This is a genomic window from Caballeronia terrestris (genome assembly GCF_001544515.1).
GTDB classification, from domain to species: Bacteria; Pseudomonadota; Gammaproteobacteria; order Burkholderiales; family Burkholderiaceae; genus Caballeronia; species Caballeronia terrestris.
The window spans coordinates 1-18,298 of record NZ_FCOL02000009.1; the positions used below are offsets into that span (position 1 = coordinate 1).

At 64.2% G+C, this 18,298-nt stretch carries 18 protein-coding genes; 10 read left to right on the forward strand and 8 right to left on the reverse strand.

What is annotated here, in order from left to right; genetic code table 11:
• Positions 1 to 223 precede the first annotated feature (223 nt).
• From AWB67_RS10210 to AWB67_RS10220, 3 genes are all read left to right on the forward strand, one after another.
• Positions 224 to 901 carry an AzlC family ABC transporter permease gene (locus AWB67_RS10210; protein WP_087656278.1) on the forward strand — a complete coding sequence of 226 codons (678 nt, stop codon included), beginning with the start codon at positions 224 to 226 and terminating at the stop codon, positions 899 to 901.
• Complete coding sequence (locus AWB67_RS10215) at positions 898 to 1,248, forward strand: branched-chain amino acid transport AzlD family protein (protein WP_087656126.1); 351 nt, start codon at positions 898 to 900, stop codon at positions 1,246 to 1,248. The genes AWB67_RS10210 and AWB67_RS10215 overlap by 4 nt, the downstream gene beginning before the upstream one ends.
• A 129-nt stretch (positions 1,249 to 1,377) precedes the next feature.
• Complete coding sequence (locus tag AWB67_RS10220; protein WP_087656127.1) at positions 1,378 to 2,145, forward strand: DUF4088 family protein; 768 nt, start codon at positions 1,378 to 1,380, stop codon at positions 2,143 to 2,145.
• Positions 2,146 to 2,161: 16 nt separating this feature from the next.
• Here AWB67_RS10220 and AWB67_RS10225 read toward each other — a convergent pair whose 3' ends face one another.
• The 3 genes from AWB67_RS10225 to AWB67_RS10235 form a co-directional block, all read right to left on the reverse strand.
• Complete coding sequence (locus AWB67_RS10225) at positions 2,162 to 4,321, reverse strand: ATP-dependent helicase (RefSeq protein WP_087656128.1); 2,160 nt, start codon at positions 4,319 to 4,321, stop codon at positions 2,162 to 2,164.
• A gap of 81 nt (positions 4,322 to 4,402) precedes the next feature.
• A complete protein-coding gene (locus AWB67_RS10230; protein ID WP_087656129.1) occupies positions 4,403 to 4,660 on the reverse strand; it encodes a hypothetical protein in 258 nt (85 codons plus the stop codon).
• Positions 4,661 to 4,826: 166 nt separating this feature from the next.
• Positions 4,827 to 5,240: a hypothetical protein gene (locus AWB67_RS10235; protein ID WP_087656130.1), complete on the reverse strand. Its 414-nt coding sequence runs from the start codon at positions 5,238 to 5,240 to the stop codon at positions 4,827 to 4,829.
• Between the two features lie 298 nt (positions 5,241 to 5,538).
• Here AWB67_RS10235 and AWB67_RS10240 point away from each other — a divergent pair, with 298 nt between their 5' ends.
• The 4 genes from AWB67_RS10240 (at position 5,539) to fumC (ending at position 10,776) form a co-directional block, all read left to right on the forward strand.
• Positions 5,539 to 5,760: an RNA-binding S4 domain-containing protein gene (locus AWB67_RS10240; protein ID WP_087656131.1), complete on the forward strand. Its 222-nt coding sequence runs from the start codon at positions 5,539 to 5,541 to the stop codon at positions 5,758 to 5,760.
• 167 nt (positions 5,761 to 5,927) lie between these two features.
• Positions 5,928 to 7,346, forward strand: a complete 1,419-nt coding sequence (locus tag AWB67_RS10245) for an MATE family efflux transporter (RefSeq protein WP_087656132.1) — start codon at positions 5,928 to 5,930, stop codon at positions 7,344 to 7,346.
• Between the two features lie 388 nt (positions 7,347 to 7,734).
• Positions 7,735 to 9,354, forward strand: coding sequence for a phospholipase D family protein (locus AWB67_RS10250; protein WP_087656133.1), 1,620 nt, complete (start codon positions 7,735 to 7,737; stop codon positions 9,352 to 9,354).
• Between the two features lie 15 nt (positions 9,355 to 9,369).
• Positions 9,370 to 10,776 carry a class II fumarate hydratase gene (gene fumC, locus AWB67_RS10255; protein WP_087656134.1) on the forward strand — a complete coding sequence of 469 codons (1,407 nt, stop codon included), beginning with the start codon at positions 9,370 to 9,372 and terminating at the stop codon, positions 10,774 to 10,776.
• Positions 10,777 to 10,849: 73 nt separating this feature from the next.
• Here the strand turns inward: fumC and AWB67_RS10260 are convergent, their stop codons facing one another.
• The 3 genes from AWB67_RS10260 to AWB67_RS42995 all read right to left on the reverse strand — a co-directional run bounded on the left by AWB67_RS10260 (position 10,850) and on the right by AWB67_RS42995 (position 13,416).
• Positions 10,850 to 12,391, reverse strand: coding sequence for a class I SAM-dependent methyltransferase (locus AWB67_RS10260; protein ID WP_159964820.1), 1,542 nt, complete (start codon positions 12,389 to 12,391; stop codon positions 10,850 to 10,852).
• A gap of 172 nt (positions 12,392 to 12,563) precedes the next feature.
• On the reverse strand, positions 12,564 to 13,088 hold the full coding sequence (locus AWB67_RS10265) for an acyl-CoA thioesterase (protein WP_087656136.1): 525 nt from the start codon (positions 13,086 to 13,088) through the stop codon (positions 12,564 to 12,566).
• Between the two features lie 193 nt (positions 13,089 to 13,281).
• Complete coding sequence (locus AWB67_RS42995; RefSeq protein ID WP_268807997.1) at positions 13,282 to 13,416, reverse strand: hypothetical protein; 135 nt, start codon at positions 13,414 to 13,416, stop codon at positions 13,282 to 13,284.
• A gap of 149 nt (positions 13,417 to 13,565) precedes the next feature.
• Here AWB67_RS42995 and AWB67_RS10270 point away from each other — a divergent pair, with 149 nt between their 5' ends.
• Positions 13,566 to 14,303: an ArsR/SmtB family transcription factor gene (locus AWB67_RS10270; RefSeq protein WP_087656137.1), complete on the forward strand. Its 738-nt coding sequence runs from the start codon at positions 13,566 to 13,568 to the stop codon at positions 14,301 to 14,303.
• Positions 14,304 to 14,348: 45 nt separating this feature from the next.
• On the opposite strand, the gene AWB67_RS10275 is transcribed toward AWB67_RS10270, so the two are convergent.
• Complete coding sequence (locus tag AWB67_RS10275) at positions 14,349 to 15,323, reverse strand: thymidylate synthase (RefSeq protein ID WP_087656138.1); 975 nt, start codon at positions 15,321 to 15,323, stop codon at positions 14,349 to 14,351.
• A 159-nt stretch (positions 15,324 to 15,482) separates the two neighbouring features.
• Complete coding sequence (locus AWB67_RS10280) at positions 15,483 to 16,871, reverse strand: sigma-54 dependent transcriptional regulator (protein WP_087656139.1); 1,389 nt, start codon at positions 16,869 to 16,871, stop codon at positions 15,483 to 15,485.
• Positions 16,872 to 17,381: 510 nt separating this feature from the next.
• Here AWB67_RS10280 and AWB67_RS10285 point away from each other — a divergent pair.
• Together AWB67_RS10285 and AWB67_RS10290 are read left to right on the forward strand one after the other, a co-directional pair.
• A complete protein-coding gene (locus AWB67_RS10285; protein ID WP_087656140.1) occupies positions 17,382 to 17,681 on the forward strand; it encodes a hypothetical protein in 300 nt (99 codons plus the stop codon).
• 116 nt (positions 17,682 to 17,797) lie between these two features.
• A complete protein-coding gene (locus AWB67_RS10290) occupies positions 17,798 to 18,295 on the forward strand; it encodes a dihydrofolate reductase (RefSeq protein WP_087656141.1) in 498 nt (165 codons plus the stop codon).
• The last annotated feature ends 3 nt before the right edge of the window (positions 18,296 to 18,298 follow it).

Here is an 18,298-nt window from a genome sequence, read left to right on the forward strand (position 1 = left end):
GCGAGCGCGTCGCCATTCTCGCATCGTGGAATCAGCAACGACGATCCCGTGAAAACCCCCGCTTCTTCAGCACAGCCCTAAGCCTTCACGCAGCGCGCGACCGCAAGAACGTACAAGCGTCTGCGCTCGTAGCGCCCTATCCTCGCTGCCAAGGGAGGACATCTTGAAATCACCCGGCAACACCTTCAGCGAATTCGCCGCCGGCGCCCGCGACACGCTCCCGATGATGATCGGCGCGGCGCCGTTCGGCGTCATCTACGGCACGCTCGTGACCGCGAGCCCGTTGAGCCCGTGGCACGGCCAGTTGATGTCGCTCGCCGTCTTCGCGGGCTCTGCGCAATTCATCGCGGTCGGGTTGATCGCGGGCCATGCGAGCTTCGCCGTCATCTGGGCGACGACGCTCATCGTCAACCTGCGCCACATCCTCTACTCCGCGACGCTCGCGCCGTATGTCTCTCACTTGCCCGCGCGCTGGCGCTGGACGCTCGGCGCGCTGATGACCGACGAGGTTTTCGCCGTCGCCTACGCGCATTACCAGAAGCGTCCGCCGGGCGAGACCGGTCCGTACTTTTTCTTCGGCTCCGGCCTCGCGATGTACCTGAACTGGCAACTGTGGACGGTGCTCGGCCTCGTCTTCGGCGCCGCGTTTCCAGGGCTGCAATCGCTCGGACTCGATTTCGCGATGGTCGCGACGTTCATCGCGATCGTCGTGCCGCAGCTCGTCGCGGTGCGGTTCGTGGCGGCATCGCTGGCGGCGGGCGTGCTGTCGTTCGCGTGGCAGGGCTGGCCGTACAAGCTCGGGCTGCTCGCGGCGGTGCTCGTCGGCGTCGCGGTGGGAACGGCGCTGACGCTGATCGAAGGCCGTCCGCGCAATCAGCATGCGCAAGGAGGCACGCGATGAGTTCCCTGGTACACACGCTCTCAACGAGCTACATCCTGCTGATCCTCGGCATGGCGCTCGTGACCTATTTGATCCGCGCGGCCGTCTTCGTCTTCGGCGACAAGCTCGCCTTCCCGCCGCTCGTGCGCACAGCGCTCTCCTTCGTGCCCGTGACGGTACTCACTGCGATCATCGTCCCGATGACCGTCTCGCCGCACGGCAACGGCGCCGAACTCACGTGGCGCAATCCGCAACTGGTCGCGGCGATCGTCGCGATCGGGGTGTGCTTCGCGACGCGCCGGCCGTTGCTGACGATCGCGGTGTCGCTCGCGGTGTTCTTCTTCTGGCAACTGGTCGTGGTGGCCTGAAGCCGCGCTCGAATCCCCTCAAGTTCCCGGCCCGCGCGCCGTTATAAGAGTCGAACGGCTTCGCCCTCGCGGCGCGGCCGACTGCACTCCCGCCATCAGCACGGTCTGAGCGCGGAACCGGGAACCATCATGCGTCAAATCACCCTTTCGCTTCGCGACGAAACGATCGCTTCGCTGCATCGCGACTTCGAGTCGTTCACGCGGCTGTCGCTCAAGATCGATCCGCAGTTCATCACGCCGTCGTTCGAGGACTTCCTGCGCGCGAAGCTCCTCGACAACCCGACGCCGCTCACCGAGCAAGCCGTGCAGCGCATGTTGACGCACGGTCAGTACGCCTGGGCGAAGCGCGCGCTCGACAAGGAGTTTCCGGATGTCGTCGAGATCCTGATCCGGCAGGCGGCCGAGCACGGCTTCAGTTTCGCGATCCGTTCCGACTGGACGGCCGACGACCTGATCAAGCAGTCGCGCGCATGGGCGACCGCGATCGTGACCGAGGCGAACGGCGATGCGTCGCAGATCGACGTGCTCGCGTCGCAGATCAAGTCGGCGGCGATGGATATCCGCGAAGTCGAGGAGAAGATGCAGACGCCCGCGTGGCGTCTCGCCGATTCACTGCGCCAGCGTGTTTATGAGACGAAGATCGCAGTGGAGCACAGCGTGGGGTCGACGGCGCGGGAGAAGCTGGGCGAGCTGCGGTGTTTGCTGCGGCTGGGGATTTTTCACGGGTCGATTCAGAAGCAGGAGGCGCAACAGGTGCTGGAGTATCTGCGGTCGCTGAAGCCCGAGCTTTTCGTCGAAGAGCCTTACGATGGGTTCACGCGATTCGCCAATTGGCTGAGGAATGTTTTCGCGCCGGTGGCGAAGGCGCCGCGGGCTTCGCGTCCGGCGCAGCGGTGAGGTAGGAGCGGGCGATTTAATCCCACATCCCCTTCAACCTCGCCGCGATATCGATCTTCGCCTTGGCCGCGGCCGCCAGCCCCGCTGCCGTCGGCGCGGCGGCGACCGGCACCACCGGCCACGCCGCCGCCTCGAACTTGTCCATCACTTGCGCCGGAATGAAGCGCGTGCGCGACGCCCACACATGCCGGTCGCCCAGATGTGTCTGGTTATGCACGTAGAACCGCTGCGGCGTGATGACGTGCAAATCCTCTTTCGCCCGCGTCATCGCGACGTATAGAAGCCGCCGTTCCTCGTCGATTTCCTCGTCGCTGCCCGTGCCCAGATCGGACGGAATGCACCCGTCGACGCCATTCAGCACGAAGACATTGCGCCATTCCTGCCCTTTCGCGGAATGAATCGTCGAAAGAATCAGGTAATCCTCGTCGATCAGCGGCACGCCGGATTCGTCGCTCGTCGCGTCGGGCGGATCAAGCGTCAGTTCCGTGAGAAAGCGCTCGCGCGTCGGATACGTCGACGCGATGCTCTCCATCTGCAGCACGTCGCCGTGACGGATCGCGGCATCCTCGTGATTGCGCTCCAGATGCGGCTCGTACCAGCGCCGGATCATCTCGAACTCAGCGGGCCAGCCGGTCTCGCGCCCGCAGACTTTCGCCATCAGCGCGACGAATTGCGGCCAGTCCTCGCTCGCCCGCGCGGGCGCGGCGAACGATGCGAGCGCTTTCGGCGTATCGCCCGCCGACACCTGATCGAGCACGCGCCCCGCAATCGCCGGCCCGATACCCGGCAGCAGTTGCACGACGCGAAACCCCGCGACGCGATCGCGCGGATTTTCCGCCCAGCGCAGCACGGCGAGCACGTCTTTGACGTGCACGGAATCGAGAAACTTCAGCCCGCCGAACTTCACGAACGGAATGTTGCGCCGCGTGAGCTCGATTTCGAGGGTCGTGCTGTGACTCGACGTGCGAAACAGCACGGCCTGCGACTTGAGCGTCATGCCCGCCTCGCGCGCCTCCAGCACCTTTTCGACGACGTAGCGCGCCTGATCGGCCTCGTCCGCGACCGAGACGAGGCGCGGCTTCTGCGCGCAGGCCTTGTCGGTCCAGAGGTTCTTCGTGAAACGCTCGGTCGCGAGCTCGATCACCGCGTTAGATGCCTCCAGAATCGGCTGCGTCGAGCGGTAATTGCGCTCGAGCGTCACGCAGCGCGCGGGCGGATCAAAGTGGTTCGGGAAGTCGAGGATGTTGCGCACGGTCGCGCCGCGAAACGAATAGATTGACTGCGCATCGTCGCCGACGACGGTCAGGCCGCGCCCGTCCGGCTTCATCGAAAGGAGGATCGACGCCTGCAGCCGGTTCGTGTCCTGATATTCGTCGACGAGGACGTGATCGAAGCGGCTCGACAGATCGGCGGCGATGCTTGGCTCCGCGGCCAGATGCGACCAGTAGAGCAGCAGGTCGTCGTAGTCCAGCACGCTTTGCGACTGCTTGGCGGCAACATACGCGGCGAAGAGGCGGCGCAGGTCGGCCTCCCACTCGCGGCACCACGGAAACGCCTGGTCGAGCACGGTCGCGAGCGACGCGCCCGTGTTCACGACGCGCGAATAGATCGCGAAACACGTCGATTTCGCGGGGAAGCGCTTCTCTTTCGACGACAGCCCGAGTTCGTGGCGCACGAGGTTCATCAGGTCGGCGGAATCTTCGCGGTCGTTGATCGTGAACGACGGCGACAAGCCGACGAGATCGGCGTAATCGCGCAACAGCCGCGCGCCGACGCCGTGAAACGTGCCCGACCACGTGAGCCCTTGCGCGATCGCGCTCTTGCTGCCAAGCGCGCCGATCGCGATGCGCGTCACGCGGCGCGTCATTTCGAGCGCGGCGCGGCGCGAAAACGTCAGCAGCAGGATCCGATGCGGATCGGCGCCCTTCACCAGCAGATGCGCCACGCGATGCGCAAGCGTATTCGTCTTGCCCGACCCCGCGCCCGCGATCACCAGCAGCGGGCCGCCCGGTGCGCCTGACGCACCCGGCGCCTCGATGCCGAACTCGACGGCCTCGCGCTGCGCGTCATTGAGCTTCGCCAGATAGGACGCGACGGCGGGATCGGCGGTGGGGGTATCGGTGAGCACGAATGTAAAAAAGTGGGCGGGCGGAAGTGACGCACACTGTATATCCATACAACCCGCGCACGCAAGTGCCCGAAAACGATGAGGCCCCGCATGCGGGGCCTCTGGTTCAAACCGAACGATTTCGCTGCTTTACTGCGCTTTCTTCGCGTTCTTCAGGTTGGCATCGGCGGCGGCTTCGTTCGCCTCCGATTGCGATTCGGTCTTCTTCTTGTCGGCCTTCGCCTGCGCGACGGCGGCGTCCTTGTTGGCTTCGTCCTGCTTCTTCGCGGCCTTTTTGTCGGCGTGCGTCATCGGCGCGGGGTCGGCCGTCTGCGCGAACGATGCCGTCGTGGCCGTCGCGAATACGCCCGCCAGGAGCGCAACGCAGAGTTTTGTTGTGGTCGTCATGTGGTTCTCCCGTGTCGACCAGAATTGGCGCTGTCGGCCAGAGTTGGCGCTTTAGCGCTTACTCTGGTCCTAAACGCTTACTCTGGTCCAATGCAACGCAGTTGCATTGTATTGTTCGTGGCGCGGCCGCCGGATTCCGGCGACCGCTGCTCCTTCCCGGCGCGGCTTAGTGCTGCAGACCGGTGTCCTTCGGCGTGGCCGGCTCGGCCGCGTTCAGTTCGGCCTTGGCGGCATCCTTATCCGCCTTGCGGTTGATCTTGGCGTTGCGCACCTCTTCCTTGTATTGCGCCTTGGCCTGCTGGCTGGTCGCCTTCAGTTCCTGCTTGGACGCCTTCTTCGACGCGCTATATTCCGCGTTCGCCGCAGCATTCGCGTTGCGCTTCTGGACGAGCGGATCGGTCGGCGCCGGCGCGACCAGGTTCTGCGACGGCGGCGTTACGCCCGGTTGTCCCGGTTGTCCTTGCACTTGCGCGGACATCTGAGCACCGCCGTCCACGGGTTGAGCGGTCTGCGCGAAGGCGGACGTCGTAGCGATTGCAGCGAAAGCGGAGCCGATCAGCAGCGTTTGAATCTTCTTCATGAGTTATTCCTCTCTTGGTTGCACTCGGGCGAAGCGGATGAACCCCGTGCTTGCCCGACTTCTTCGATTGATGAATGAACGAGCAAAAACGCATCGATCACACGGTCAGACCCACGCGCCGCGAACCGAGTTCGCCAGAATCAGTCATTGTTACCGACCGTTTCACTTGGCTACATTTGCCAACATCGGCACAAAGCGCGTTTTTGTCCGCCCGTTGGCTCCAGCACGCCGTGTGCCCGCGTGGTTTATCATGGGCGCCCTCTCATGTACCGACGCCGTCGAAAGCGCCCCGCCCACCATGCCGCAACTCGAATTCACACTGACGGGCGAGTTCATCGAACTGCACAACCTGCTGAAGTTGATGGGCCTCGCCGATAGCGGCGGCTCAGCGAAGGCACGCGTCGCGATGGGCGACGTGAAGGTCGACGGCAAGGTCGAATTGCGCAAGACGTGCAAGATCCGCGCGGGCCAGACAGTCCTGCTCGACGGATCGAAGATCAGGGTTCTCAAGGCCGTCTGAAGCGCGCCGGCATCGACATGCCGTCGCGCAGGCAATAAGCTAGTCGTCTTTGGTTCGCGGCTCCGCAATACGTTTCGAAACTCGCGAACCAGGCGGACGACGCATCGTCCGCCAGCGTTTACACCTCCGGCGGCGCGGTTGCGCGGCCGTCTTCACTCCGATCCGACATGCAACCCCGCTTCACGCACGCGGCCACACCGCCGCCCAGCTTGTCCCGCCATGCCGTCGATACCGCGCGGCTCGCCGCGCCGCTCGCCATCGCACAGTTGTCGCAGATGGCGATGGGCGTCACCGACACGATCCTCCTCGGCTCGCTCGGCCCCGACGCGCTCGCGGCCGGCGGCCTCGGTGCGAACCTGTTTTTCGTCGTCGTGACGCTGTTGCAGGGCGTGCTGACGTCGGTGAGCGTGTCGGTGGCGCACGCGCGCGGCGCCAACGACGACGATCGCGTCCCGCATATCTACTGGACGGGGCTCGTGCTCTCGATCCTGCTCGCGATTCCCGCGTTCGTGCTCTTGAGCTACGCCGAGCAACTGATGCTCGCGTTCAACGAGCCCGCGACGCTTGCGAGGAACGTCGGCGAATACTGCGCGGTGCTGCGCTGGGGCGCGCCGGGCAGCCTGATCGGCATCGGGATGATGCGCGCGTTCCTGCCGGCGATCGGCGCGGCGCGGCGGCTTTTGTGGGTGTCGATCGGTGGGGTGTTTGTCAACGGCTTTTTGAACTACGGGCTGATTCACGGCGCGTACGGCCTGCCGAAATACGGCTTTCTCGGCTCCGCGGCGGCGACCACGTTCACCGTCTGGGCGATCGCGTTGGCGCTCGTCGCGTTTTTGCACCTGCGGCCGCGCTACCGGCATTTCGTCGTCGCATCGCGCCCGCGCCTGCCGCTGATGGGCGAGCTGTTTGGCATCGGCTGGCCGGTCGCGATCACGTACGGCGTTGAGTCGACGCTCTTTCTCGCGACCGGGATGACCGTGGGCCTGCTCGGCGAGGCGCCGCTCGCCGCGCACCAGATCGCGCTCAACGTGGCGTCGGTGGCGTTCATGGTGCCGCTTGCGATCGGACAGGCGGCGAACGTGCGCGTCGGCTACTGGATCGGTGCAGGCGTGCCAGTCGCGGCGCGCCACGCGGGGTTCGTCGCGATCGGGCTGGGCGTCGTGTTCATGATGCTCTCGGGGGTGGTGCTGATCGTGGCGCCGCACGCGATCGTCGGCCTGTACCTCCATCTCGACGATCCCGCGAACGCCCGGACCGTCGCGCTCGCGACGTCGTTATTGGGCGTGGCGGCGGTGTTCCAGATCGTCGACGGGATGCAGACGGTCGGCTCCGGCTGCCTGCGTGGCCTGAAGGACACGCGCATTCCGATGCTCGCCGCCGCGTTCGGCTACTGGGGGATCGGCTTTCCGACGGGCTATGTGCTCGCGTTCCACTTCCAGGCGGGCACCAAGGGGCTCTGGTGGGGGCTCGCGGCTGGCCTCGCGAGCGTCGCCGCGCTGATGACGTGGCGCTTTCACCGGATGAGCCGGCGGATGATCGAGGGCGGTATCGGGAAAGGCGCGGGCGAGTTGCGGCGGAATGCATAAGCGCCGTACACGTGACGCGATAAGCAAAGCACGCATACTTGGTTGGAGCGGCGCCGATCGGGCGCTAGGATTGAGCCGTCTCCTCCTTGAGACTCTAGTGACAGGGGTATTGAGCCCGCCTTGATGGCGGGCTTTTTTTCGTTTGGGCCGCGCGTTGTGTGACGAAACGAGCGCAAGCGCCGCCCCTGTTCTTGCCGCCAAGCCTGTTTCCCCTAAAATCGTCCTCAGCCGATGCCCGCCAAGCACAAACCTTGCTATGAGCGAAGTTCCAAAAGCCGCGCATCGGTGTCATGCATCGCGCGGATAAAAAAGAGGACAGGTCGTGTCGGAAAGCCGGGGAAGTTCAGCAGCATCAGCACATGCGGCGACGCGTGATCACATAACCAGCATGAGCCGATTCGGCGCGACGGCCGCCGCCGTTCTCGCGCTCACGCTCACGCTCACGCTCACAGCCTGCGCGACGCGCCCGCCCGCCACCGCCTTCGATCGCCCCGTCTCCCACGCGCTCGAAGCCACCGCCCCGACGCCGCTCCAGACCGCCCTCGCCCCGCTCGAAACCGCGCACCCAGGCGAATCCGGCGTGCGCCTGCTGCCGAGCGGCACCGACGCGCTGCAGGCCCGCATCGCGCTCGCCCGCGCCGCGACGAAGACTCTCGACATGCAGTACTACATCGCCAACGAGGACAGCACCGGCAAGCTGCTGCTCGGCGCCGCGCTCTACGCGGCGGATCGCGGCGTGCGGGTGCGCATGCTGGTCGACGACCTGAATTTCAAGGACATCGACCAGATCATGGCGGCGCTCAATTCGCACGACAACATCGAGATTCGCGTGTTCAATCCGTTCGGCAGCGCGCAGCAGAGCTTTGCGCAGCGCACGCAGAACGTGTTCACGCAACTCGGCCATTTCACGCGCCGGATGCACAACAAGTCGATGATTGCGGACAACCAGATCGCGATCGTCGGCGGCCGCAATCTCGGCGACGAGTATTTCAGCGCGAGCCCGACGCTGCAGTTCCGCGATCTCGACGTCTTCACCGCCGGCCCGGTCGCGCACCGCATCTCGGCAAGTTTCGACGACTACTGGAACAGCACGCTCGCGTACCCGCTGCGCGCGCTGAACAAGCAAACCTTCGATGCCGCCGATCTCGACAAGACCCGCGACGACCTGCGCCACCACTGGCGCACGCAGGCCGATCCGCTCAACGCGAAGCCGCTGAACCGCACGCCGCTCGCGGAGCAGATAGCGCACGAGCAACTGGAACTCGTCTGGGCGCCGACGGAGTTCGAAGCCGATTCGCCGTCGAAGATCGAGCATCCCAGCGACGACTACAAAAGCCCGCCGATGGAACGCCTGGCTGCCTTGATCAAGGAGGCCAAGAGCGAATTCCTGATCCTTTCGCCCTATTTCGTGCCGCACGAGGTCGGCGTCAAGGCGCTCAGCGCGCTCACGCAGCGCGGCGCGCGCGTCGCGGTGCTGACCAATTCGCTCTCCGCCACCGATGCCGTTGCCGTGCAGTCGGGCTACGCGCCGTATCGTGTGCCGCTGTTGCAAAACGGCGTCGAACTATATGAATTCAAGGCGATTCAGGGCGAAGGCGAAGGAAAACCGACCGCCGGCCTTTTCGGTTCCCAGTCGCGCGCGAGCCTGCATGCGAAGGCGTACGTCATCGATCGGAGTATTCTCGTGATCGGCTCGATGAATCTCGATCCGCGCTCGGCGCTTTTGAACACCGAGCTCGCACTCGTGATTCACAATAAGACGATTGCGGAACAGGCCGCCCTGCTCTTCGAGCGCGGCGTGCGGCCGCAATCGGCCTATCGCGTCGAGCTGGCGTCGCCGGATGAGCTCGCGCGGTTGAAGTCGACCGGTTCGCCGGTTTCTCCGCTCGTCTGGACGACGGAGGAACGCATCGGCACCGTCACCTATAACTTCGATCCGGAAGCGGGCTTCTACCGCAACGCGATGACCGGTCTTTTCACTTTGCTGCCCGTCGACGAGCAGCTTTGAAGGAGCTTCGAAGCCATGTCTGATCAAGCGTCAAACGATGTACGGCTGGAAAAGGATACGTTCGGCGAAATCGCCGTCCCGAACACGAAACTGTGGGGCGCGCAGACGCAGCGCTCGCTACAGAATTTCAAGATTTCGAGCGAAAAGCAGTCGCCGGAGCTGATCACGGCGCTCGCGATCATCAAGCGCGCCGCCGCCGAAGTGAACGCGGAACTGAAGGTGCTCGACGAGAAGAAGGCGCGCGCGATCATCGAGGCTGCCGACGAGATCATCGACGGCAAGCATCCGGACGAATTTCCGCTCGCCGTCTGGCAGACGGGCTCCGGCACGCAGACCAACATGAACCTGAACGAGGTGATCGCCAACCGCGCGAGCGAGCTGATGGGCGGCCAGCGCGGCGAAGAGCGTCTCGTGCACCCGAACGACGACGTGAACCGCGGGCAATCGTCGAACGACGTGTTTCCGACCGCGATGCACATCGCCGCGGCCTACGGGATCGTGAAGCACCTGGTGCCGTCGCTGAAGACGCTGCGCGACACGCTTGACAAGAAATCGAAGGCGTTCGAGCACATCGTCAAAATTGGTCGCACGCACTTGCAGGACGCCACGCCGCTCACGCTCGGGCAGGAGTTCTCCGGCTACGTCGCGCAGCTCGAACAGGGCATCCGCCACGTCGAGGCGACGCTGCCGCATCTGTATCAGTTGGCGCAGGGCGGCACGGCGGTCGGCACGGGGCTGAACGCACATCCGGAGTTCGCGGCGAAGGTCGCGGGCGCGATCGGCAAGCTGACCGGCCTGCCCTTCGAAACCGCGCCGAACAAGTTCGAAGTGATGGCCGCCGCCGATGCGCTCGTCGCCGCGCACGGCGCCCTGAAGACCATCGCGGCGGGCATGATGAAGATCGCGAACGACGTCCGCTGGCTCGCGAGCGGCCCGCGCTGCGGTCTCGGCGAACTGTCGATTCCGGAGAACGAGCCGGGTAGCTCGATCATGCCGGGCAAGGTGAACCCGACGCAGTCGGAAGCCGTCACAATGCTCTGCTGCCAGGTGTTCGGCAACGATGTCGCGGTGAATTTCGGCGGGGCGAGCGGCAATTTCGAGCTGAACGTCTTCCGTCCGATGATCGCGCACAACGTGCTGCAGTCGATCCGTCTCCTCGCCGACGGCGCGCTGAGCTTCAACGACAACTGCGCGGTCGGCATCGAGCCGAACGGGAAGCGCATCGAGAGCCTCTTGAACGAATCGCTGATGCTGGTGACGGCGCTCAATCCGCACATCGGCTACGACAAGGCCGCGAAGATCGCGAAGAAGGCGCACAAGGAAGGCACGACGCTGAAGGAATCGGCGCTCGGGCTCGGCTATGTCACCGAGCAGCAGTTCGACGAGTGGGTCAAGCCGGAGGAGATGGTCGGCAAGCGCTGAAATCGGGCGAAAAAAAAACGCAGCGGCTGGGTGCCGCTGCGCTTCGGTGCTTCAGGCCGCTTGGACTGCAGCTTTATTTGCCGCGCCAGAAGTCATTGTCATCGCATAGGGCGAGGAGCGCCGGGCCGGAGTCCGCGAGAATCTTGCGAATCGCCGCCGGCATTTCCTCACGCGGCGTAATGCGATCGCCGACGTTCAGATTCAGCCCGGTGTTCGACAGCGAACGCTCGACGTGCGTGACGATTTCGTCGATTTCGCTCGTCAGCGCGCCCTTCGGATCGCGCTTTGCGCGCAGCGGCGCGATCAGCAACTGGTCCAGCAAGCCGACCGACACGCCGCCCGCAAACCTGGGCGACGCCAGCGCGTCCCACTTCTCTCCGCGTTCCGCCTGATCCAGCAGCACCGTGTTCAGGCGATCGGCGGCCGCGCGCGGCTGCACGTCGCCATACCGGAGGGACGTCTCGCCGACGGCCAGCGAAAAGCGCACGATCTGCATGATCGTGTCGATGCCATGGCCGGCGAGTTCGGGCGCATCGAAGAGCTGGTCGAGGGTCATTTCCGGCGCTTGGCGCAACAGGTCGTACACCGGCCGATGCGCTCCCTCGCTGCGATTGACCGACGCATGCTCGAGCTTGACCGTCGGCTCGTACTCGACCTTCACGTTGGCCCACAGATGAATGCGCTTCGCGTGTTCGCGCAGGCGCACGTCGTTGAGCGCCGCCTTGCCGCGCACGAAGATGTCGGAGCGAAACGATCGGTTGCAGAAGTAATCGCGGACTTCCTCGGCGAACATCGGGTCCCTGATCTCAGCGACGACGGCGGCCTGCGCGTCCGTGAGCCACGCGACCGGCTGCATCTGCCCGTAGCGCGCGCTGCCCGCGAACACGAGCTTGGCGTCGGTCAGTTCGTTCGCGATGTCGGTGAAGTGGAACGGCGTCCACTGCGCGTGCATGTATTCGTGCACCAGATAGCGCTGATCGGAGGTGGCGAACGAATTCACGCGCGCGGCCGCGTCCGGGTTGCGCTGGAAATGCAGCGAGCCCGTATCGACCAGTTCCTTCGCGAAAGCGGCCGCGCCCGCCCAGTTCTCGCCGCGATTGTTGGCATGCATCGTCAGGAGGCGCTGCAGCGGCTGCACCTGCGCGCACGCGGTCTTCGCGTTGTAGCTGATCTGCACGACGCCGCCCGGCTTCAGATAACGCGCGAGAAACCGCACGATCTGCGCGCGCGTCTCGTCCGACACCCACGACACGATGCCGTGCAGCGTCACGAAATCGAACATCGGCAGGTCGACTTCGCCGTCGGCGAGTTGGCCGAAGCTGTTTTCGAGGAGCGTGAGGTTCGGCAGCTTCGCTTCGTTGCGGATCGCGGACGCCGCGATGACGTGCAGCGGATTGAAGTCGCAGGCGTAGAAGTCGCCTTCCGGATGGGTCGCCGCGAGGATCAGCGACGTCAGGCCCTGGCCGCAGCCCAATTCGCAGTAGGTGAACTTGCCCTCGGCGGGCGGCGCGATGCGCTGCATCACGAGCGCCGCCTTCAGCCACGTGGGACTCTGTTCCTGGTAGTAGCCGGTCGTGTACGCGACCGAATTGTTGTAACCCGCAGCCCAGCTCATGCTTGCTCCCTTCATCGATTTCAAGTGGTGAATCCGCGCGGCGCGGCGTTCAGACGCGCCAGTAAGATTGCGCTGCACTATGCCCGCCAAGGACGGATCGATGAATGAGAAGCCTCCTATTTGTCACTGAAATTGACTGAATCAGGGCAAAAAGCGGCGTTTTTTAGGCTTTCTAGACCTTGCCGGCGACGACTTCTTCCGGCTTCAACTCGACGATCGCGTCGAGCGCGTCCTTCACGTCCATCGCGTATTTCGCGAGGCGCTTTTGTTCGTCCGTCACCGGGACGAACGCGGGTACCGGCACCGGCCGCCCTTTTTCATCGACGGCGACGAAGACGACGAGACAATCCGTCGTCTGCTGGAGGGTGCCGCCTTTCGGGTCGCCCGCGTGGACGGCGATGTGCAGGTGCATGCTGGTGCGCCCCGTCGCGACGACGCGCGCCCGCAGTTCGACCAGGTTGCCGACGAGAATCGGGCGGCGGAAGCGAATGTTGCCGACGCTCACCGTCACGCAATAGCGCCCCGACCACATGGCGGCGCACGCGTAGCCGGTTTCGTCGATCCATTTCATCAGCGCGCCGCCGTGGACCTTGCCGCCGAAGTTGACCGAAGTCGGCTCGGCGAGGAAGCGGAAGGTGGTTTCGGAGCGGTCGGCCGGGACGGTGTCGGCCTGGAGCGATGGGATCGGCGTATTCATGGCGGCTCGCGGTGCGGGGCGGTGCCCGCGTGGGATGGGGTGAAAGGATTATAGGGGCACGAAAGCCTTGGCAAAAAGGCCAAGGCTGGGGCGCACGCCAGGTCCTGCGCGTAGCTGGACGCGCTTTTCAAGCATCGGGCGCGCGCACTTGCAAGCGCGCGCTTTCCGTGCGCCGTTCGAAGCGCGCCGCCGCCTACTTGCGGATCGTCACGCCCTGATCGATCGTGCCGTACATCGTGATCCCGCTCGAATCACCCGACGACGAAGACGGCACGCCCGAACAGCCCGCGCACAGCAGCACTGCGGCCGCCAGAATGACCTTGAACATATGCATTTCCTTGCAACGACATCGATAAACGTGGTCAGCCATTCTAGCCCCGTCGCTGCTGCGGGCGCGCATCGACATTTCAGGTCATGCTGAAACATCGGATGCGGGGAGCGTCTAAAGTAAGAACGCAGAGACCCAAGGAGACGCCCATGACCCACGACGACACCGATCCCCGCGCCCGCCACTTCCCCGGCCTCTCGCGCATTGGCGCACTGCTCGCCGATCCGGGACGCGCCGCGATGCTGTGGTCGCTGATGGACGGCACAGCCCGCCCCGCCGGCGAGCTGACGATGATCGCGGGGCTGTCGCCGTCGGCCGCGAGCGGCCATCTCGCGCGGCTGACCGAAGGCGGCCTGCTCGCGATGGAGGTGAGCGGCCGGCATCGCTATTACCGGATCGCGACGCCCGACATCGCGACGGCCATCGAGGCGCTGGCCAATCTTGCGCACGCGAGCGCCCCGCAACGCACGCCCGAGCGGCCGCCGAACGCGGTGCCGCTCGAAATGCGCTATGCCCGCACCTGCTATGACCACTTGGCGGGCGAACTGGCCGTGCAGATCTTCGACCGGATGCTCGCGCGTCACTGGCTCGCCGCTGACGGCCGCGAGCCAAACGGCCCGACGCAACTCGAACCCACGCCTGAAGGCGCGCGGGAATTCGCGCAGCTCGGCATCGATTTGAAGGCGCAGCGGGCGCGTCGGAGGCGCTTCGCGTGTACGTGTATCGACTGGAGCGAGCGGCGGCCGCATCTCGGCGGTGCGCTCGGCGCAGCGTTTCTGGAAAGCTGCGCGGCGCACGGCTGGCTGGAACAGACGACCAAACGCCGTGTGCTGCGCGTCACGCCCGCCGGTCGCAGCCATTTCGAGCGGTTTTTGTCGGATCGATAAAGCAAAACGCGCGGTTGAGGCCGCGCGTTTCATGAAAAAAATCTTTTAAACCGCCATCGGCGCCTTCAACGCCTCATGATGCCGATACCTTTCGAGCGCGAAATCCGTCGGCTCGATCTTTTCCAGCCATTCCGGCTCGTAGCGGCCAGTTTTCGCGTAATCAGGCACACGATCCGACAAAATCAACTGCGGGCTCGCGAACGGCTCGCGCGTCAACTGCTCGTTGAGCATATCGAGCTGATTCTCGTAAATATGCGCGTCGCCGATGAAATACGTGAACCAGCGGGGCGTGTATCCCGTCAGTCGCCCGACCAGATGCAGCAGCGCCGCGCCCTCGGTCAGGTTGAACGGCGTACCCAGCCCGACATCATTGCTGCGGATATACAGGCACAGCGAAATCTCCCGCTTCGTCACGTTCGGGATGAACTGATACAGCAGATGACACGCGGGCAGCGCGATTTCGTCGAGTTTCGCCGGATTCCACGCATGGAACAGGATGCGCCGGTCGGCCGGGTTCTCGATGATCGTATCGAGGCACTGGCGCAACTGGTCGATCGCCTTGTACAGGAGCACCTGCTCGCGTCCGCCCTCCACGAAGCTCGTCACGACCTGATAGCCGCGATTCGTCGCATCGGCGATCTGGTCACCACCCGCGTTCGCGTCGATGACCTTGTACGCCGGCCATTCGCGCCACTGCACGCCGTAGACATCGCCGAGATCGTCCGGGCCCTGGCGATACGGATTCGCGAGCCACTGCGGGTTTTCGTTCGCGTTGGCGTCCCAGACCTTGCAGCCGAGCGCGCGAAAGTCCGCCGCGCTCTTCGACGCGCGCAGAAAACCCACCATCTCGCCAATCGCCGACTTGAACGCGAGCTTTTTCGTCGTCACGGCCGGGAAGCCCTGCTGCAGGTCGAAGCGCAGCATCGCGCCGGGCATGCTGATCGTGCGGATTCCCGTGCGGTTTTCCTGCCACGAGCCGGTATCGAGAATCGTGCGCACGAGCTCGAGATACTGTTTCATTCGATTTCCTTCGACGCGCCTCTGCGGCTCGCTCAATTAAAAGGCATAAGAGCGTGATTTTACCAAGCGTGCGAAATCCACGCGGGCGTGGCGCGAATTGCGAAACGATAAAAAAACGGGCGCTCGAATGGCGCCCGTCGATGGGTGCTTGGGTGTCTCTCAGCCGCGTGTCGCGTGCTCCGTGGGCGCGTCGACTTCGATATGGCGCATGCCGTGCGCGCTCAGCAGGCGATACAGCGTCACGCGGGAGATGCCGAGTTCGTGGGCTGCGTCGCCCAAGCGTCCGCGATGGCGCAGCAACGCGAGTTCGATCGCCTGCCGCTCGGCCGCTTCACGCGCCTGCGCCAGCGATACCGGTGCAACTTCGACGTATTCGCCGAGTTCGAGATCACGCGCGGTGATCTGCCGCCCTTCCGACATCACGATCGCGCGGCGCACGCGGTTGATAAGTTCGCGCACGTTGCCGGGCCAGCCGTAGTTGTGGATCGCGGCGATCGCACACGGCGAGAAACCGCGCAGACGCCGGCTCGCGTCCTTCTTGAAGCGGTCGAGCATGTGCTTCGCGAGCAACTCGATGTCCTTGCCACGCGCGCGCAGCGGCGGCTCGTCGATCTGCAGGACGCACAGGCGGTGATACAAGTCCGCGCGAAAACGCCCTTCGATCATCGCCGTCTGCATATCGACGTGCGTCGCAGAAATGATGCGCACGTCCACCGGCGTGGACCCATGTCCGCCCAGCCGTTCGACCTTGCGTTCCTGCAGGAAGCGCAGCAGGCTCGCCTGGCTTTCCAGCGGCAGATCGCCGATTTCATCGAGGAAGAGCGTGCCGCCATTCGCCGCTTCCACGCGGCCGATCTTGCGCTGGTTCGCGCCGGTAAATGCGCCACGTTCGTAGCCGAAGAGCTCAGATTGCAGCAGATGCGCGGGAATCGCGCCGCAATTGATCGCGACGAACGGCTGGTCGCGCCGCGCTGAACGCTCGTGTATTGCAACGGCGGTGAGTTCCTTGCCCGTACCCGATTCGCCGGAGATGAAGACAGGCGCGTCGGTCATGGCGACCTTGCGGATCGAGCGGAAGAGCGCGAGCATCGCGTCGCACGAGCCCACCATTTCGCCCTCGGCGCGGCCTTCGCCGCCGATCGCGCGCGCGTCGTTCGAGGCTGCGTCGTGCAGCGCCACCATGCCGTACGCGTGGCCCACGGAATCGACGATGCGGTCGTTCGAAGTCGGCAACGTCACGTAATCGAAACAATAATCGCGGATCAGCCTGCGTACGGCAGCGTCCTCGAGCTGGCCGGAAACCGTTGCGGCCACCCAGCCGACATTCGTCATCGTGAGCGACGCTTCGAACGCCGCCAGTTCATGCGATTCGAAGCGGCTCGACAGGTCGAGCAAGCCGCCGATCGCCAGATCGTTGCGCAGCGACTTGCGCGCCTCTCGCGCGCTCGCCACGACTTCAATGTGCCATCCGCGCTCCTCGAATCGCGCGCATAGCGTCTCGCTTGGATCGCGAGTCACATAGATGAGTTGCCGCCGAGCGACTTCCATTATTCAGATCCTTTCTTCAACGGTAGTTGAAAAGGTCGCGTAGTTCAGGCCCTCTGTACATCGAGACTTCGACGCAAGCACGCTACTCGGTACGACCATGCAATTATTTCAAACACCGTGACCCCCGAAATGCATAAATTACTTTGACGCCTGTGTCCTCCATTACCTTTTGTCTGATTGTGCTATTTTGAGAGACTACTATAACGCAGAAAAATGGAAAACAAATATCCTTAAAAAGTCTCCTCGTTCGCCTCAATCCCTTATCAGGCGGGGCTCTGCGGATTTCGTCATTCGATTAATAAATGCGGTCGTGTCGTTAAAAACACGACGTCCGTCTGTACGCAATTCCACTCATTTCTGCGTGTTTCCGGCGTTCCGTTTCAGACGTGAAACGTTTTCGCCGGCTTTTTATCTCGCGTTCTTCATCAATTCGGGCAACGCCTAACTCCGACAAGGCTTTCAGCGTGATGGCATAAAACTCGCTAAATAAGAATGCCACCGGAGTCAGCAATGCGTATTAAGGCACGTACGTTCGGAAATCCCGAATCGAATTCAACTCTCGTTTTCGCCAATACCGGCTTGGCCGTCGCCTCTGCGTCGGCGGTTGACTCGGCCGTCGAGGCCCGCACGCCCGTCGAGCGGGAGACGCCAGCGCGGATCGACGTCGTTACGGCCGCGCCGAGCGTTACGACCATTACCCTGTGGGACGAGATCACGTCACCCACGCCCGCTCCCGCGCCAACGCCCCTTCCGCAGCCGGTCCCGGTTCCCGTCGATGCCGGCCGGGAAGCGGGTACGGTCAGCGCCTAAAAGCGCAACGTCAGATACGCAGCGGAGCGCCGATCGGACGCATGCCGCCTCGGTTAGAATTGGGGCCCGCCGCCGGCTTGGCGCCGGCGCAACCCGGTTCTACCTCTTCCCCTGACATGACGACGCTGACCCTGATCGTCGCCCGCGCGCGCAATGGCGTGATCGGACGCGACAACGACCTGCCCTGGCGCCTGCCGGAAGACCTCGCGTTCTTCAAGCGCACCACGATGGGCTCGCCCATCATCATGGGCCGCAAGACGCACGAATCGATCGGCCGGGTGTTGCCGGGACGTCGCAACATCGTCATGTCGCGCGATGCCGCGCGCCGTTACGAAGGCTGCGACACCGTCACGAATCTCGACGACGCCCTCGCCCTCGCGGCGCGGGACGAAGCGCGCGAGGCGTTCGTGATCGGCGGGGCGCAGTTGTTTCGCGATGCGATCGGTCATGCGGACAGGCTGATCGTCACCGAGATCGATGCCGACTTCGAAGGCAACACGAAGCTCGATGCGATCGATCCGTCGCAGTGGATCGAGGATTCGCGCGAGACGCACCGCGCTGCGGCGCCGAACGATTTCGAGTATGCGTTCGTGGTGTATCGGCGCAAGGCTTGAGCG

What these genes read in the sequence shown, in the direction of transcription:
- AWB67_RS10210 (WP_087656278.1), top strand. Translation starts at nt 224, where the DNA reads ATGATGATCGGCGCGGCGCCGTTCGGCGTCATCTACGGCACGCTCGTG.
- AWB67_RS10215 (WP_087656126.1), top strand. Translation starts at nt 898, where the DNA reads ATGAGTTCCCTGGTACACACGCTCTCAACGAGCTACATCCTGCTGATC.
- AWB67_RS10220 (WP_087656127.1), top strand. Translation starts at nt 1,378, where the DNA reads ATGCGTCAAATCACCCTTTCGCTTCGCGACGAAACGATCGCTTCGCTG.
- AWB67_RS10225 (WP_087656128.1), bottom strand. Translation starts at nt 4,321, where the DNA reads ATGGATATACAGTGTGCGTCACTTCCGCCCGCCCACTTTTTTACATTC.
- AWB67_RS10230 (WP_087656129.1), bottom strand. Translation starts at nt 4,660, where the DNA reads ATGACGACCACAACAAAACTCTGCGTTGCGCTCCTGGCGGGCGTATTC.
- AWB67_RS10235 (WP_087656130.1), bottom strand. Translation starts at nt 5,240, where the DNA reads ATGAAGAAGATTCAAACGCTGCTGATCGGCTCCGCTTTCGCTGCAATC.
- AWB67_RS10240 (WP_087656131.1), top strand. Translation starts at nt 5,539, where the DNA reads ATGCCGCAACTCGAATTCACACTGACGGGCGAGTTCATCGAACTGCAC.
- AWB67_RS10245 (WP_087656132.1), top strand. Translation starts at nt 5,928, where the DNA reads ATGCAACCCCGCTTCACGCACGCGGCCACACCGCCGCCCAGCTTGTCC.
- AWB67_RS10250 (WP_087656133.1), top strand. Translation starts at nt 7,735, where the DNA reads ATGAGCCGATTCGGCGCGACGGCCGCCGCCGTTCTCGCGCTCACGCTC.
- fumC (WP_087656134.1), top strand. Translation starts at nt 9,370, where the DNA reads ATGTCTGATCAAGCGTCAAACGATGTACGGCTGGAAAAGGATACGTTC.
- AWB67_RS10260 (WP_159964820.1), bottom strand. Translation starts at nt 12,391, where the DNA reads ATGAGCTGGGCTGCGGGTTACAACAATTCGGTCGCGTACACGACCGGC.
- AWB67_RS10265 (WP_087656136.1), bottom strand. Translation starts at nt 13,088, where the DNA reads ATGAATACGCCGATCCCATCGCTCCAGGCCGACACCGTCCCGGCCGAC.
- AWB67_RS42995 (WP_268807997.1), bottom strand. Translation starts at nt 13,416, where the DNA reads ATGTTCAAGGTCATTCTGGCGGCCGCAGTGCTGCTGTGCGCGGGCTGT.
- AWB67_RS10270 (WP_087656137.1), top strand. Translation starts at nt 13,566, where the DNA reads ATGACCCACGACGACACCGATCCCCGCGCCCGCCACTTCCCCGGCCTC.
- AWB67_RS10275 (WP_087656138.1), bottom strand. Translation starts at nt 15,323, where the DNA reads ATGAAACAGTATCTCGAGCTCGTGCGCACGATTCTCGATACCGGCTCG.
- AWB67_RS10280 (WP_087656139.1), bottom strand. Translation starts at nt 16,871, where the DNA reads ATGGAAGTCGCTCGGCGGCAACTCATCTATGTGACTCGCGATCCAAGC.
- AWB67_RS10285 (WP_087656140.1), top strand. Translation starts at nt 17,382, where the DNA reads ATGCGTATTAAGGCACGTACGTTCGGAAATCCCGAATCGAATTCAACT.
- AWB67_RS10290 (WP_087656141.1), top strand. Translation starts at nt 17,798, where the DNA reads ATGACGACGCTGACCCTGATCGTCGCCCGCGCGCGCAATGGCGTGATC.